Origin of the sequence: Mesorhizobium sp. M1334 (assembly GCF_040317995.1) — a bacterium.
Taxonomy (GTDB): Bacteria; Pseudomonadota; Alphaproteobacteria; order Rhizobiales; family Rhizobiaceae; genus Mesorhizobium.
This window is the reverse complement of the sequence record NZ_JAMYLM010000001.1, coordinates 697547-712569: the sequence shown is the minus strand read 5'-3', so window position 1 is coordinate 712569 and position 15023 is coordinate 697547. Positions and strand designations below refer to the sequence as shown.

Genomic DNA, 15023 nt, shown 5'->3' with positions numbered 1-15023 from the left:
GTATCAAACCCAGCTCTGTTTCGTGAGGTCGCCCTTGTCGTCGAAATCGACCCGGCCGATGACGGTGTCGAATTCCTGTTCGTGCAGTGCCGCAATGACGGCCTTCGGCTCCAGCGAACCTGCCTTCGAGACTGCCTGGGCCCAAACCTGGACCGCGCAGTAGCTCAACAGCGTGTAGCCGGCGGGTTCGAAATTCTCCGCACGGAACTGCTCAACGACCGCGGCCGCTTCTGGGCTTCGCCTCGGGTCGGCCGGGAACGTGAAGAGGGTCCCCTCCGCCGCGGGGCCGGCGATCAGGGCAAATTCCTCAGTCGCCAAAGCATCTCCGGATATGAGCTGAACCGTGTAGCCACTGTCGTGTGCAGCGCGAGCAATCAGCGCAACCTCGGCATGATACCCACCCACATATAAGGCGGAGACGCCGGCGGTCTGCAACGCAGCGACCTCGGCCGAATAGTCGTCCTTCCCGGGAATGTATGCGTCGTAAACGGCCTTAGTCACGCCCCGCTTGTTCAGCTGCTTCCTGGTCTCGTCGGCGAGACCCTTCCCATAGGTCGAGTTGTCGTGGAGGATCGCAATCTTCTTGTTGCCCCAGTGATCGGCAAGGTAGTTGCCGGCGATGAAACCTTGCGCGTCGTCGCGGCCAATGGTGCGAAAGACATTGGCACGGCCCTGTTCGGTCAGCTGCGGATTGGTCGAGCCTGGGGATATCTCAACGACGCCCGCCTCCTCGTACACTTTTGATGCGGGGATCGAGGCCCCGGAGCAATAATGCCCGACGACGAGCACGACCCCGTCAGCCACCAGCTTCTTGGCGGCCGCCACAGCTTGCTCGGGATCGCAGAAGTCGTCGACCGAGATGAGCCTCACCTTCTGGCCGAGCACGCCGCCCGCCGTGTTGACGTCGGCCACTGCCATCTCCGCGCCGCGCTGTCCCTGCTCGCCGATCCAGGCAAGCCGTCCTGTCATCGCAGCCGAGACCCCGACCAGCACCTCCGCCCGCGCGGAACTGAATACGGCCGCGAGAACTGCGATCGCTATGGCGATGATGCGGTGCATGCGTGCATCCTCTGTCGGTAGCTTACGCCAATCCCGTCAGAGCCGACAGCCCCTTCGGCAAGCGCGGCTGTCTCGGGCTGCTATTGCAGCGCACACCCAATTTGGCGAAGCCATCATACACTGGAATGGCGTGTCATAACTCGTTCGCTGAGGTCGGAATCGCGCACGCGTTGGGCACGCCATAGGTCAGGCCGGTGCCGAGCCAGGCCAGGAAGGCCGGGATCTTGGCGCCTGAGCCGATCACCTACGCTGGTAAGACCTGCAGGCAGCCAGTGCCGATCAGGCGGGTGCCGGTGCCCGCGGCGTCAAGTCCGTCGCGCCGGCCGTCGCGTCCAGTGCCTCAGGCGGCGTCGGCTTTGTTTCCGTGAATCTCGCTATGCCGCATTGCACAATCGCCTCGCCTGCGCAAAATGCGGCATGATCCGCAAATCCCTCACTGTCCTGGTGATCGATGAAAACCACATCCGCGCTTCGATAATCGAAGCGGGACTGCGGGAGGCAGGGCATCAGCAGGTCACGGTCATCCACGACGTCGCCGGCATCGCGCGGCGGATCGCCGAGATCGAACCCGACGTCATCGTCATCGATCTCGAAAATCCCAACCGCGACATGCTCGAAAACATGTTCCAGCTTTCGCGCGTGGTGAAGCGGCCGATCGCCATGTTCGTTGACCGCTCGGACCAGGCGTCGATCGAGGCAGCGGTGGAAGCCGGGGTGTCGGCCTATGTCGTCGACGGCCTGCGCCAGGAGCGGGTCAAGCCGATCCTCGATATGGCGATCAGTCGCTTCAACGCCTTCTCGCGCATGGCGCGCGAACTGGAAGAGGCCCGCAGCGAGTTGGAGAGCCGCAAGGTGATCGATCGCGCCAAGGGCATCCTGATGAAGTCGCGCGGCCTGTCGGAGGACGCGGCCTACACGCTGCTGCGCAAGACAGCCATGAACCAGAACCGCAAGATCGCCGAAATCGCGCAGAGCCTGGTGACGGCGGCAGGGCTTCTGGATCCCGAGGAGAGTTGAGAATGGCGGCCGAGCACCGGATCAATGTTGGCTTCATGCCGCTCTTCGACAGCGCCATCCTTGTCGCGGCGAAGGAAATCGGCTTCGCCCTACGTGAAGGCATCGACCTGACGCTCAACCGGGAAACGTCCTGGGCCAACATCCGCGACCGCATCGCCATCGGCCATTTCGACCTGGCGCATATGCTGGGGCCGATGCCGATCGCCTGCAATCTGGGGCTGACGCCGCTCGCCTCCGACACCGTCGTGCCGTTCTCGCTCGGCCTCGGCGGCAATTGCGTGACGGTTTCTAACGCCGTCTGGGCCGGCATGGCCGCGCACGGCGCCCAACCCGATCTCGATCCGGCGTGGGCCGGCAAGGCGTTGGGCGCGCTGATCCGCGAACGGGCGAATGGCGGCGGCGATCCGCTGCGCCTCGCCGTCGTCCATCCGCATTCCGGGCACAATTACGAACTGCGCTACTGGCTCGCCGCCTGCGGCATCGACCCGTCGCGTGAAATCGAAATCGTCATCGTGCCGCCGCCATTCATGGCCGACGCGCTCGCCGCCGGCAGGATCGACGGCTACTGCGTCGGCGAACCCTGGAACAGCGCCGCGGTCGTCGCCGGCACCGGCCATATCGCCACGGTCAAGGCGGCCATCTGGAAGACCAGCCCGGAGAAAGTCGTCGGCGTGCGGAAGGCATGGGCCGAAAGAGAGCCGGACGCGCTTTCGGCTCTGCTGCGCGCGCTGCATCATGCGGCGCGCTGGTGCCAGGACCCGGCAAACCGTGGCGAACTCGCGGCCCTGATGGCGCAGCCGGCCTTTCTCGGCCTGGCGCCGGCGCTTCAGATGCCGATCCTCAGCGGGCATCTGGCGCTCGGCGGCGGCGCCGAACTGAGCGTCGGCGACTTCTTTCTGCCCTTCGACAAGGCGGCGAACTTCCCGTGGAAGAGCCATGCGCTGTGGTTCTACACGCAGATGGTGCGCTGGGGGCATGTCGCGCACACGCCGGAAAACCTCGCTATTGCCCGCGACTGCTACCGCCCCGATCTCTACCGCTCGGCGTTGAAGCCGCTTGGCGTGGCGCTTCCCGGTGCCAATGCCAAGGTCGAGGGCGCGCTGAAGGCCGCGACTCCGGTCGGTTCGGCGGGGGCAAGCCTGGTGCTCGGTCCCGATGGTTTCTTCGACGGTCAGATCTTCGATCCCGACGAGATCGACGCCTACATTGCCGGCCAGAAATTGGCGCGCGCCGAAGTCTGATCATTTCGGCGCCATTCTTGTGCACTGCACAAAAAATGTGCGTGCAACTGCGCTAATGAACAATCTTTGGCTTGCTCGCCCGGCGGGCCGGGGCGCCGACGATTTTGGCATGCCGTTGATCTCATTGATGTTTATCATCCATTCCGAAACTGGCACGGTTCCTGCGTTGCAATAGGCAGACTCTTCTCGGGGTCACGGAATAGGCGTCCAATGGCGGGCGCTACAGGCAAAGCTGCCGCTCAGGTCAACACGCGATCCCGGATGGACGGACGCGCGAGGCCTGGCCGGCGGCTTTTTTGTTTTGGTCGAACACGCAATCGACGGCGCCGATCCCAAGCCGCGCCCAACCGGAGATGACGATGACGAAAAGCACCAATAGCCATTCCGCCCAAACGGCGATCAGCCGCCGCGATTTCCTGAGGATCAGCGCGGCCGCCGCGGCAACGCTGGCCGCGGCGCGTGCGCTGCTGCCCTCCGGCGCCTATGCGGCTACCGCCGTACCGGAAGTCACGGGCGCCAAGCTCGGCTTCATCGCATTGACTGATGCAGCACCGTTGATGATCGCCAAGGAGAAAGGCCTGTTCGAGAAATTCGGCATGCCCGATGTCGAGGTGCTCAAGCAGGCCTCCTGGGGGGCGACGCGCGATAATCTGGTGCTCGGCGGCGAAGCCAACGGCATTGACGGCGCCCATATCCTGACGCCGATGCCTTATCTGATGCACACCGGCAAGGTGACGCAAAACAAGCAGCCGCTGCCGATGGCGATCGTGGCGCGCCTCAACTACGACTGCCAGGGCATTTCCGTTGCCCAGGAATATGCCGCCACCGGCGTCGCCCTCGACGCCTCCAGGCTGAAGGATGCCTTCGCCGCCAAACAGGCCGCTGGCAAGGAGGTCAAGGCCGCCATGACCTTCCCGGGCGGAACGCACGACCTCTGGCTGCGCTACTGGCTGGCCGCCGGCGGCATCGATCCCGACAAGGACGTCTCGACCATCGTCGTGCCGCCGCCGCAGATGGTCGCCAACATGAAAGTCGGCAACATGGACGTGTTCTGTGTCGGCGAGCCGTGGAACGAGCAGCTCGTTCACCAGGGCGTCGGCTTCACCGCCGCCACCACTGGCGAGCTATGGAAGGGCCATCCGGAAAAGGCGCTCGGCCTGCGCGCCGCCTTCATCGACAAGTATCCGAACGCCACCAAGGCGATCCTGATGGCCGTCATGGAAGCCCAGCAATGGTGCGAAGCCAAGGAAAACAAGGACGAGATGGCCGCCATCATCGGCAAGCGGCAATGGATGAACGTGCCGACCGCCGACATCATCGGCCGCCTCAAGGGCGACATCAATTACGGCAATGGCCGCGTCGCCAACGGCACAGATCTCTACATGAAGTTCTGGCAGGGCGGCGTGTCCTATCCCTTCAAGAGCCACGACAGCTGGTTCCTCGCCGAAAACATCCGCTGGGGCAAGTTCGCGCCGACCACCGACATCAAGGCGCTGGTCGCCCAGGTCAATCGCGAGGATCTGTGGCGCGAAGCGGCCAAGGCTCTTGGTGTCGCCGCGGCCGATATCCCGGCGTCTTCATCGCGCGGCGTCGAGACCTTCTTCGACGGAAAGGTGTTCGATCCGGAGAACCCGTCCGCCTATCTCGACAGCCTGAAGATCAAGGCATCGGCCTGAACGGTGCAAACGGCGCTCGCGCCGTTTGTCGCCGCAAGCGCAACGGCGCCCTTGTCGCCGCCAAAGGAACGTTCGAGAAATGTCTATCCAAGCCATCAAGGACCGCAAGGTGAAGCCGTTCCCCGCGCCTGCCAAGCCTGCCGAAATCATCGCCTTCACCGCCAGGACGCGGCGTCGCTTCGATCCGGCCGCAATCGCAGGCAAGCTGGCCAGCACGCTGGTGCCGCCGGTCATCGTCGTCGCCATCATGCTCGTCGTCTGGCAGGTCGCCTGTTCGTCGCCGACGGCCAGCCTACCGCCGCCAAGCCAGGTCTGGAACGAGGCCTATGACCTGATCGCCCATCCGTTCTTCAACAATGGCCCGCAGGACATTGGGCTCGCCTGGCGGGTGCTGATCTCGCTGCAGCGCGTCGCCATCGGCTTTGGCCTTGCGGCGGTCGTCGGCGTCGCGCTCGGCGCTCTGGTCGGCCAGTCGATCTGGGCGATGCGCGGCCTTGATCCGGTGTTCCAGATCCTGCGCACGGTACCGCCGCTCGCCTGGCTGCCGCTGTCGCTGGCGGCGTTCCGCGATTCCAGCCCGTCGGCAATCTTCGTCATCTTCATCACCTCGATCTGGCCGGTGATCATCAACACCGCCGTCGGCGTCCGCAACATTCCAGAGGACTATCGCAACGTCTCCCGCATCCTCAGGCTCAACCAGCTCGAATTCTTCGTGAAGATCATGGTGCCGGCCGCGGCACCTTACATCTTCACCGGCTTGCGCATCGGCATCGGTCTGTCCTGGCTTGCCATCGTCGCCGCCGAAATGCTGACCGGCGGCGTCGGTATCGGCTTCTTCATCTGGGATGCCTGGAATTCGTCGCGGCTGCCCGACATCATCGTCGCACTCGCCTATATCGGCGTCACCGGCTTTTGCCTCGACCGCCTGGTCGCGTCGGTCGGCGTCTTCGTCACCCGCGGCACAACGGCAAAGTGAGGAGAGGGACGATGACGGCCTATCTGAAACTCGACCATATCGACAAATCCTTCATGCGCGGCGGCCAGGTCAGCGAGGTCCTGAAGGACATAAGACTGACCATCGACAAGGGCGAATTCGTCTCGATCATCGGCCATTCCGGCTGCGGCAAGTCGACCTTGCTCAATCTAATCGCCGGGCTGACCAAGGTCTCGGCCGGCGCGGTTCTGTTGGAAGACAAGGAGGTCGACAGCCCCGGTCCCGAACGCGCCGTGGTGTTCCAGAACCACAGCCTGCTGCCATGGCTGACCGTCTACGAAAACATCAACCTCGCGGTATCCAAGGTCTTCGGCGGCAAAAAGAGCCGGGCCGAACGGCATGACTGGATCATGCGCAATCTCGATCTCGTGCAGATGGCGCATGCGAAAGACAAGCGCCCAGCGGAGATTTCGGGCGGCATGAAGCAGCGCGTCGGCATTGCGCGCGCGCTCGCGATGGAGCCGAAGATTCTTTTGCTCGACGAGCCGTTCGGGGCGCTCGACGCGCTGACCCGTGCGCATCTGCAGGACGCGGTGATGGATATCCATTCCAGACTCGGCTCGACGACGATCATGATCACTCACGATGTCGACGAGGCGGTGCTGTTGTCCGACCGCATCGTCATGATGACCAACGGGCCGGCGGCCACCATCGGCGAGGTTCTTCCCGTGCCGCTGGCCCGGCCGCGTCGGCGCATCGAGCTTTCCTCCGACCGCACCTTCCTGCGCTGCCGCGAGGCGGTGCTGAAATTCCTCTACGAACGCCACCGCTTCGTCGAAGCCGCGGAGTGAGGCCCTAACGGGAAAACGCGTCATCATCATTGGAAATCTGCATCGGCAATAGGCAATCTACCGCATTGCACAAATATTATGCTGCTGTGCAAGGCATTTTGACTAATCTTTGATCCGCTGCCGAGCTTGGTCAAAAGTCGCGCGGCTGCGGTTCATATTGATTTCATTCGATAATTAAGAGCGCTGTCGAATTGGCACGCTTCCTGCTTTCCAAAATGTAGGGCCCGCAAGGGCCAAGTGACACGGCGTCCAATGGCGGGCGCCACAGGCAAAGCTGCCGCTCAGGTCCACACGCGCTCCCGGAATCCCGGACGCGAAGACCTGGCCGGCGGCTTTTTTGTTTTGACGCAATCGACGGCGCTGGTCCCAAGCGGCGCCAACCGGAGACGACGATGACGAAACGGATCGGAACTGGCGCGTGCCTCGCGGAATTCACGCGCCGCCATTTTTCTGGCCAGCAACGCGCTGTTCACCGCCGCGCTCGTGCTCTTTCCCGCTGGCGCCAAGACTGACGGCAAAGGTTTCGAAGTGACCGTGCACAGCTCGGTTTCAACCAGTTCGCCCATGCCGCGCCGCTGACAGTCGCGAACGAACAGCCAAGGGCGGTGCCTCCCTCGCCGCAAACCGGAGCCAGAAAATGACCGCAAATCTCCCAGCCGCGCGCAGCCAGGACACTGCTCCCCGGCAGGCGCTTGTGATGTCCACCATCGCCTTCACCGTCTGCTTCGCGGTGTGGACGATCTTTTCAATCATCGGCGTGCGCATAAAGCAGGAGCTGGGGCTGAACGAGACGGAGTTCGGCCTGCTCGTCGGCACGCCGATCCTCACCGGCTCGCTCGTGCGTATGGTGCTCGGTGTCTGGACCGACCGTTTTGGCGGTCGGCTGGTATACACCGCGACCATGCTTGCGGCGGCGGTCGCGACCTTCCTGCTCGCGTTTGCGCACACGTACGGGCAGATGCTGGCCGCCGCGCTAGGCGTTGGGCTCGCCGGCGGTTCCTTCGCCGTCGGTGTCGCCTATGTCTCGCGCTTCTTCCCGGCCGGCAAGCAGGGTACGGCGCTTGGCATTTTCGGTGTCGGCAATGTCGGTGCCGCGGTCACCAAGTTCCTGGCACCGTTCGTGCTTCTCTCCTGGGGCTGGCAGTCGGTCGCGCTGATCTGGGCGGCAGCACTTGTCGTCATGGCCGCCGCCTTCTGGTTCACGACCGGCGACGATCCGGTCATTCGCGAGCGCCGCGACGGCAAGGCTGCACCCGCGAGAAGCTTCTTGCAGGAATTCGCGCCGCTCAAGAACCTGCAGGTCTGGCGTTTCGCCTTGTATTATTTCTTCGCTTTCGGTGCATTCGTGGCGCTGTCGTTGTGGCTGCCCCGCTACCTGATCGGCGTCTACGGCTTCGGGCTTGCGACCGCCGGCATGATCGGCGCGGCCTATTCAATTCCGGCAAGTATTTTCCGCGCCTATGGCGGCGTGCTTTCCGACCGGATCGGCGCCCGCACCGTGCTCTACTGCACCTTCGCTGTCAGTGCCGTCGCGACTCTCGTTCTGTCTCTCCCCTCGGCAGACTACGTCGTGCGCGGTATCAGCGGGCCGATCGCCTTCCATTTCGAGATCGGCCCGCTCGCCTTCATAGCCGTTGCCTGTGTGCTCGGCTTCTTCATGAGCCTCGGCAAGGCCGCCGTCTACAAGCACATCCCGGCTTACTATCCGCAGAGTGTCGGCGCGGTCGGCGGCGTTGTCGGCATGATTGGCGGGCTCGGCGGCTTTATCCTGCCAATCGCCTTCGGCGTGCTCAACGACCTCACCGGCGTCTGGTCCAGCTGCTTCATGCTGCTCTTCGTCATCGTCGCCACCTGCTTTGCCTGGATGCATTTCTCCATCCGGCGGATGGAGCGCACGGCGTCTGCCGAAGCTTCAGGCCTTTCCTACGCGGCTGAGTGAGAGCGGAGTGGATCAGGACATGACCGAGAAACTCGTCATCATCGGCAACGGCATGGCCCCCGGGCGCATGCTGGAGCATCTCCTGGAAAAGGCGCCTGGGCGCTACCAGGTCACCATCTTCAACGCCGAGCCGCGCGTAAACTACGACCGCATCATGCTGTCGCCGGTTCTGTCGGGCGAAAAGGCCTATGAGGAGATCATCATCCATGGCGACGGCTGGTACATCAAGCACGGCATCACCCTCTACAAGGGCCACAAGATCGTCGCCATCGACCGGCAGGCAAAGACCGTCACCTCCGATCATGGCGTGACCGAGCCTTATGACAAACTCGTCATCGCCACCGGCTCCGTGCCGTTTATCATTCCGGTGCCCGGCCATGACCTGCCGGGCGTGCTCACCTATCGCGATCTGGACGACGTCCGGGCCATGATGCTTGCCGCCCAGTCGCGGGCCAAGGCTGTCGTCATTGGGGGCGGCCTGCTTGGGCTTGAGGCGGCAGCGGGCTTGAACTCACAAGGCATGGACGTCACCGTGCTGCACGTCATGCCGACGCTGATGGAGCGTCAGCTCGATCCGGCCGCAGGCTATCTCCTGCAGCGTGCCGTCGAGCAGCGCGGCATCAAGGTCATCACCAAGGCCAACACGCAGGCGATCACCGGCAACGGCAAGGTCGAGCGGGTGGAGCTTGCCGACGGCACCGTCATTCCCGCAACGCTCGTCGTCATGGCGGTGGGTATCAGGCCGAACGCGGTGCTGGCAAAAGAAGCCGGCATTGCCGTCAATCGCGGCATCGTCGTCGACGCCGGCATGCGCAGCAACGACCCGGACATCTACGCAATCGGCGAATGCGCCGAGGTCAACGGCCAGGTCTACGGGCTGGTCGCGCCGCTCTATGAGATGGCGCGCGTCGCCGCCAGCCAGCTGGCTGGTAACGAGGCGGCGGCTTTCGTCCATATGGACACGCCGACCAAGCTCAAGGTCACCGGCATCGACCTGTTCTCGCTCGGCGACTTCGCCGAGGGCGAGGACCGCCAGGAGATCGTGCTGCGCGATGCCGCCGCCGGCGTCTACAAACGCCTGGTGCTGAAGGACGACCGCATCATCGGCACCGTGCTCTACGGCGAGACGACGGACGGTGCCTGGTTCAATGACCTCAAGAAGAAGCAGACCGACATATCCGAGATGCGCGATACGCTCATCTTCGGCCAATCCTACCAGGGAGGCCCCCCTCTGGACCCTATGGCGGCCGTTGCAGCCTTGCCGGATGATGCGGAAATCTGCGGCTGCAACGGCGTATGCAAGGGAAAGATCACCGGCGCGATCACGGCCAAGGGCTTGACCTCGCTCGACGATGTGCGCGCCCACACCAAGGCGTCGGCGTCCTGCGGTTCCTGCACCGGGCTGGTCGAAAAGCTCATGGTGCTGACCATCGGCGACAAATACAACCCCGCGGCGGTCCAGCCGATGTGCAGCTGTACCTCGCTTGGCCATGACGAGGTCCGCCGGCTGATCAAGGCCAAGGGCCTGAAGACCATTCCCGCCGTCATGCAGGAGCTGGAGTGGAAGACCTCTTGCGGCTGCGCCAAATGCCGGCCGGCGCTCAACTATTATCTCGTCTGCGACTGGCCCGACGAATACGCCGACGATTATCAGTCGCGCTTCATCAACGAGCGGGTCCACGCCAACATTCAGAAGGACGGCACCTATTCGGTAGTGCCGCGCATGTGGGGCGGCGTCACCAACGCCGCCGAATTGCGCGCCATCGCCGATGTCGTCGACAAGTTCGACATTCCGATGGTCAAGGTCACCGGCGGCCAGCGCATTGACATGCTCGGCATCCGCAAGGAAGACCTGCCGGCAGTGTGGGCCGATCTCGGTCAGGCCGGCTTCGTCTCCGGCCACGCCTATGCCAAGGGACTGCGCACGGTGAAGACCTGCGTCGGCTCGGACTGGTGCCGCTTCGGCACGCAGAATTCGACCGGCTTGGGCATCCGTATCGAAAAATTCATGTGGGGCTCTTGGACGCCGGCCAAGGTCAAGATGGCGGTGTCGGGCTGTCCCCGAAACTGTGCCGAGGCGACCTGCAAGGATGTCGGCGTGATCTGCGTCGACAGCGGCTATGAGATCCATTTCGCCGGCGCCGCCGGCCTCGACATCAAGGGCACCGAAGTGCTTGGCCTGGTCAAGACCGAGGACGAGGCGCTGGAGCATATCGTGGCGCTGACGCAGATGTATCGCGAGCAGGGCCGCTATCTCGAGCGCATCTACAAATGGGCCAAGCGCATCGGCATCGCCGAGATCAAGCGTCAGATCATGGACGATGGCGAGAAGCGCAAGGCCTATTTCGACCGATTCGTCTTTTCGCAGAAATTCGCGCAGGTCGACCCGTGGTCGGAACGTGCTTCCGGCAAGGACAAGCATGAATTCCGGCCGATGGCTTCGGTCGGTTTTGCGCAGGCGGCGGAGTAGGCGCGTGTCCCCGAAAAGTGGAATGCGGTTTTCGGACAAGAATACGCGCAAAAGAGGAATGGCCACATGAATTGGGTATCGATCGGCTCCCTGTCTGACATTCCGCGTCGCGGTGCGCGCTGCGTGGCAACGCCCGAAGGCAAGATCGCCGTCTTTCGTACGGCTGACGATCAGGTCTTTGCCATCGATGACCATTGCCCGCACAAAGGTGGGCCGCTCAGCCAGGGCATCGTCCATGGCACGGCTGTGACCTGTCCCTTGCACAATTGGGTGATCTCGCTGGAGACAGGCAAGGCGCTTGGCGCCGACGAGGGCGCGGTGCGCACCATCGCGGTGCGGATCGACGGCGAGCGGCTGTTCATTGCGCTGGAAGCGCTGGCCAGCCGCGCGGCGTGAACCATGCAGATTGATGAAGCGCGCGAGGTGAGGACCACCTGCCCCTATTGCGGGGTGGGCTGCGGCGTGCTGGCGAAGGTCGCCGCGGACGGTGAAATAACCGTTCGTGGCGACCCCGACCACCCGGCGAATTTCGGCCGGCTCTGCTCCAAAGGCTCGGCGCTGGCCGAGACCACCGATCTCGAAGGCAGGCTGCTTCATCCGGAAATCCACGGTCGCCGCACCGGCTGGGACGAAGCGCTCGACCTTGTCGCTTCGACCTTCTCGCAAACCATTGCCGAGCACGGCCCCAACGCGGTCGCCCTCTACGTCTCCGGCCAGTTGCTGACCGAGGACTATTACGTCGCCAACAAGCTGATGAAAGGTTTTATCGGCTCGGCCAATATCGACACCAATTCGCGCCTGTGCATGGCATCGTCCGTCGCCGGCCACCGCCGCGCCTTTGGCTCGGACACCGTTCCGGGAAATTACGAGGATCTGGAACTTGCCGACCTGATCGTGCTGGTCGGCTCCAATCTCGCCTGGTGCCATCCGGTGCTCTACCAGCGCATCGTCGCGGCCCGGGAAAAGCGGCCCGAGATGAAGGTGGTGCTGATCGACCCACGCCGCACCATGACGTCAGACATCGCCGACATGCATCTGGCGATCGCGCCCGATGGCGACGTCGCTTTGTTCACCGGCCTGCTCGCCTATCTCGGCCAGCACAACGCGTTGGACCGCACCTATATCACGGCGCACACGACCGGCTTCGGGCAAGCGCTCTTCGCCGCCTCGGCGCTCGACTTGGCCGGCATCGCCGCGGCCACCGGCCTTGGCGAGGATGAACTGGCCCGCTTCTACAGTCTGTTTGCCGCGACGGCGAAGACGGTGACCGTCTACAGCCAGGGCGTGAACCAGTCGTCTTCGGGCACCGACAAGGTAAACGCCATCATCAACTGCCATCTAGCCACCGGCCGCATCGGCAAGCCCGGCGCCGGGCCATTCTCGGTGACCGGCCAGCCCAACGCCATGGGCGGCCGTGAGGTCGGCGGCATGGCCAACATGCTGGCCGCCCACATGGAGATCGAAAACCCCGAGCACCGGAACCGCGTGCAGCGCTTCTGGAACGCGCCAGCCGTCGCCGAAAAATCCGGCCTGAAAGCGGTCGAGATGTTCGAGGCGGTGGCCGACGGACGCATCAAGGCGCTGTGGATCATGGCGACCAACCCAGTCGATTCGATGCCGGATGCCGATGCCGTCGAAGCGGCGATCAAGGCCTGCCCGTTTGTCGTGGTGTCGGACGTGCTGGGCGAGACCGACACGGTCCGCCACGCCCATGTCCGGCTGCCGGCGGCGGCATGGGGCGAGAAGGACGGCACCGTCACCAATTCGGAACGCCGCATCTCGCGCCAGCGCGCCTTTTTGGCCACGCCCGGCGAGGCAAGAGCCGACTGGTGGATCATCGCCGAAGTCGCCAAGCGGATGGGTTTTGGCGAGGCGTTTTCGCATGTGTCGCCGGCCGACATCTTCGCCGAGCACGCGGCGTTGTCGGCATTCGAGAATGATAGTGCTCGCGATTTCGACATCGGCGCTTATGCCGATGTGGATGCAGAGACCTATGAGGAGTTGGCGCCATTCCAGTGGCCAGCGCCGAGCCAAGCCACCCCCCTCTGGCCTGCCGGCCATCTCCCCCGCAAGGGGGGAGATCGGCTATCATCACGGCCTTCGCTAATCTCCAATGCCGCAAGGGGAGAGCCGGCGCCAAAGCTGCCAATCTCCCCCCTTGCGGGGGAGATGGCCGGCAGGCCAGAGGGGGGTGCGTGGCGCCAGCCGGAGGACAAAAGCACCCGCTTCTTCGCCAACGGCAGCTTCTACACGCCCGACCGGAAGGCGCGCTTCATTGCCATCCGCCCAGCCGCACAAACCCGCACCAGCCTGGACTACCCGTTGGTGCTCAACACCGGGCGCGTGCGCGACCATTGGCACACCATGACGCGGACCGGCAGGAGCCCGCGCTTGTCGCAGCACATGGCCGAACCGTTCGTCGAAATTCACCCGTCGGATGCGCAGCACTTCGGCATCGGCGATGCCGAGATCGTCCGCGTCTCGACTGCCCATGGCGAGGTGCTGGTCCGCGCTCTGGTGACGGTGCGTCAACGCCAAGGCTCTGTATTCGTACCGATGCACTGGACCGATCAGTTCTCCGCCCGCGCGCGCGTCGATGCGTTGGTCGCGCCGACGACCGATGCGATTTCAGGCCAACCGGCCTCGAAGAATGTTGCTGCCCGCATCGAGCGGTTCGCCGCCACAGCCTTCGGCTTCGCCGTGCTCGCCGAACGGCCCGCATCGATCGACGCCGATTACTGGAGCCTCGCCCGCAGCCCCGCCGGCTGGCGGCTTGAAATTGCGCTGCAGGACAGCCGCGACTGGACCGGATTGGCCGCCGCGCTGTTAGGCATGGAAGGCGAGACGCTCGCCTATCACGACATCGCCGGCAGGCACCATCGCTTCGCCCGTTTCGCAGGCAATCGGCTGGTCGGCGCGCTCTATCTTGCGCCTACGCCGGTAGCGGTGTCGCGCGGCTGGGCGGTCGAACAACTTGGTGCTGACCATGCCGATCGGCAGGCGCGACTGGCGATTGTCGCCGGGCGGCCGGGCGGCAACAGCGTCGACCGCGGTGCTATCGTCTGCGCCTGTTTCGGGGTCGGTGGCAACCAGATCGCGGAAGCGGTACGCGGCGGCTGTACCAGCGTCGCGGCAATCGGAGCCGTCCTTCACGCCGGCACCAATTGCGGCTCTTGCCGCGCCGAGATCAAGACCATTATCGACGGGCGGCGTCTGCAAGCTGCGGAGTGATGCGCCGAGGAACTCTGCCGCGCCGCTGCATGATGCTTACTAGCAATTTACAAAACATGGGCTACCAACGTTCTGACTTCGATTCGCTCGGAACGGGAGCCTCATGAGCAAAGCCCTGACCTCATTCGCGCTTGCCGCCGTGCTGACGGCCTTGCTGATGGCGCTCAGCCTGGCGGTGGCCAGGCATGGCTATCCCTATGGCGCGATCGGCGCCAAGCGCTTGAGCGACGTCGCCGATGCGGGGGCGTTCATTCCGCTCGCGGCGGTCTACTTTCTCAGCGCACTGCTGATGATGGTTCTGCCGATCAGGCTCGCCGGCATCGTCCTGACACATGCCGCCGATGCGATCTTCTGGACGATCATCGTGTTGTTTGCGGTCATCGTTGGATGTCTCGCCGCCAGATTTGCCTTCGGTCAGCGCGATGTGCTCCCGGCACTGCTGAACTGGCGGTTCCTGTTTGTCGCAGCCGTCGTCGGATGCCATCTCTTCATCAACGAGCTGCGCCGCAACATCCTGTTGCGAAGCCTGTTCTTCGTCGTCTTCGCCACAGCAACATTGGCCTGCCTGTTTTGGTCCTTCACCGTCTGAGCATGTGCGACCGTCG

At 63.9% G+C, this 15023-nt stretch carries 12 protein-coding genes; 10 read left to right on the top strand and 2 right to left on the bottom strand.

Annotated features, from left to right (window positions below; all coding sequences use genetic code 11):
• Positions 1-3 precede the first annotated feature (3 nt).
• Complete coding sequence (locus NKH17_RS03390) at positions 4-1059, bottom strand: branched-chain amino acid ABC transporter substrate-binding protein (protein WP_352897456.1); 1056 nt, start codon at positions 1057-1059, stop codon at positions 4-6.
• Positions 1060-1476: 417 nt separating this feature from the next.
• Here NKH17_RS03390 and NKH17_RS03380 point away from each other — a divergent pair, with 417 nt between their 5' ends.
• From NKH17_RS03380 to NKH17_RS03360, 5 genes are all read left to right on the top strand, one after another.
• Positions 1477-2076, top strand: a complete 600-nt coding sequence (locus tag NKH17_RS03380) for an ANTAR domain-containing response regulator (protein WP_023676288.1) — start codon at positions 1477-1479, stop codon at positions 2074-2076.
• Positions 2077-2078: 2 nt separating this feature from the next.
• A complete protein-coding gene (locus NKH17_RS03375; protein WP_352897454.1) occupies positions 2079-3317 on the top strand; it encodes a CmpA/NrtA family ABC transporter substrate-binding protein in 1239 nt (412 codons plus the stop codon).
• Between the two features lie 359 nt (positions 3318-3676).
• Positions 3677-4993, top strand: coding sequence for a CmpA/NrtA family ABC transporter substrate-binding protein (locus tag NKH17_RS03370; RefSeq protein ID WP_352479815.1), 1317 nt, complete (start codon positions 3677-3679; stop codon positions 4991-4993).
• Positions 4994-5072: 79 nt separating this feature from the next.
• Positions 5073-5969 carry a nitrate ABC transporter permease gene (gene ntrB, locus NKH17_RS03365; RefSeq protein ID WP_352649802.1) on the top strand — a complete coding sequence of 299 codons (897 nt, stop codon included), beginning with the start codon at positions 5073-5075 and terminating at the stop codon, positions 5967-5969.
• Positions 5970-5980: 11 nt separating this feature from the next.
• Entirely contained in the window at positions 5981-6778 is a 798-nt protein-coding gene (locus tag NKH17_RS03360; protein ID WP_352897452.1) for an ABC transporter ATP-binding protein, read from the top strand.
• 281 nt (positions 6779-7059) lie between these two features.
• Here the strand turns inward: NKH17_RS03360 and NKH17_RS03355 are convergent, their stop codons facing one another.
• On the bottom strand, positions 7060-7344 hold the full coding sequence (locus tag NKH17_RS03355) for a hypothetical protein (protein ID WP_352807991.1): 285 nt from the start codon (positions 7342-7344) through the stop codon (positions 7060-7062).
• Between the two features lie 71 nt (positions 7345-7415).
• On the opposite strand from NKH17_RS03355, the gene NKH17_RS03350 reads away from it, so the two are divergent.
• The 5 genes from NKH17_RS03350 (at position 7416) to NKH17_RS03330 (ending at position 15007) form a co-directional block, all read left to right on the top strand.
• Positions 7416-8717: an MFS transporter gene (locus NKH17_RS03350; RefSeq protein WP_352807992.1), complete on the top strand. Its 1302-nt coding sequence runs from the start codon at positions 7416-7418 to the stop codon at positions 8715-8717.
• Positions 8718-8736: 19 nt separating this feature from the next.
• A complete protein-coding gene (gene nirB / locus NKH17_RS03345) occupies positions 8737-11187 on the top strand; it encodes a nitrite reductase large subunit NirB (RefSeq protein WP_352897450.1) in 2451 nt (816 codons plus the stop codon).
• Between the two features lie 66 nt (positions 11188-11253).
• Positions 11254-11583: a nitrite reductase small subunit NirD gene (gene nirD, locus NKH17_RS03340; protein WP_254816082.1), complete on the top strand. Its 330-nt coding sequence runs from the start codon at positions 11254-11256 to the stop codon at positions 11581-11583.
• Between the two features lie 3 nt (positions 11584-11586).
• Entirely contained in the window at positions 11587-14418 is a 2832-nt protein-coding gene (locus NKH17_RS03335) for a nitrate reductase (protein WP_352897449.1), read from the top strand.
• A gap of 103 nt (positions 14419-14521) precedes the next feature.
• Complete coding sequence (locus NKH17_RS03330; protein ID WP_352687025.1) at positions 14522-15007, top strand: hypothetical protein; 486 nt, start codon at positions 14522-14524, stop codon at positions 15005-15007.
• Positions 15008-15023: the final 16 nt, after the last annotated feature.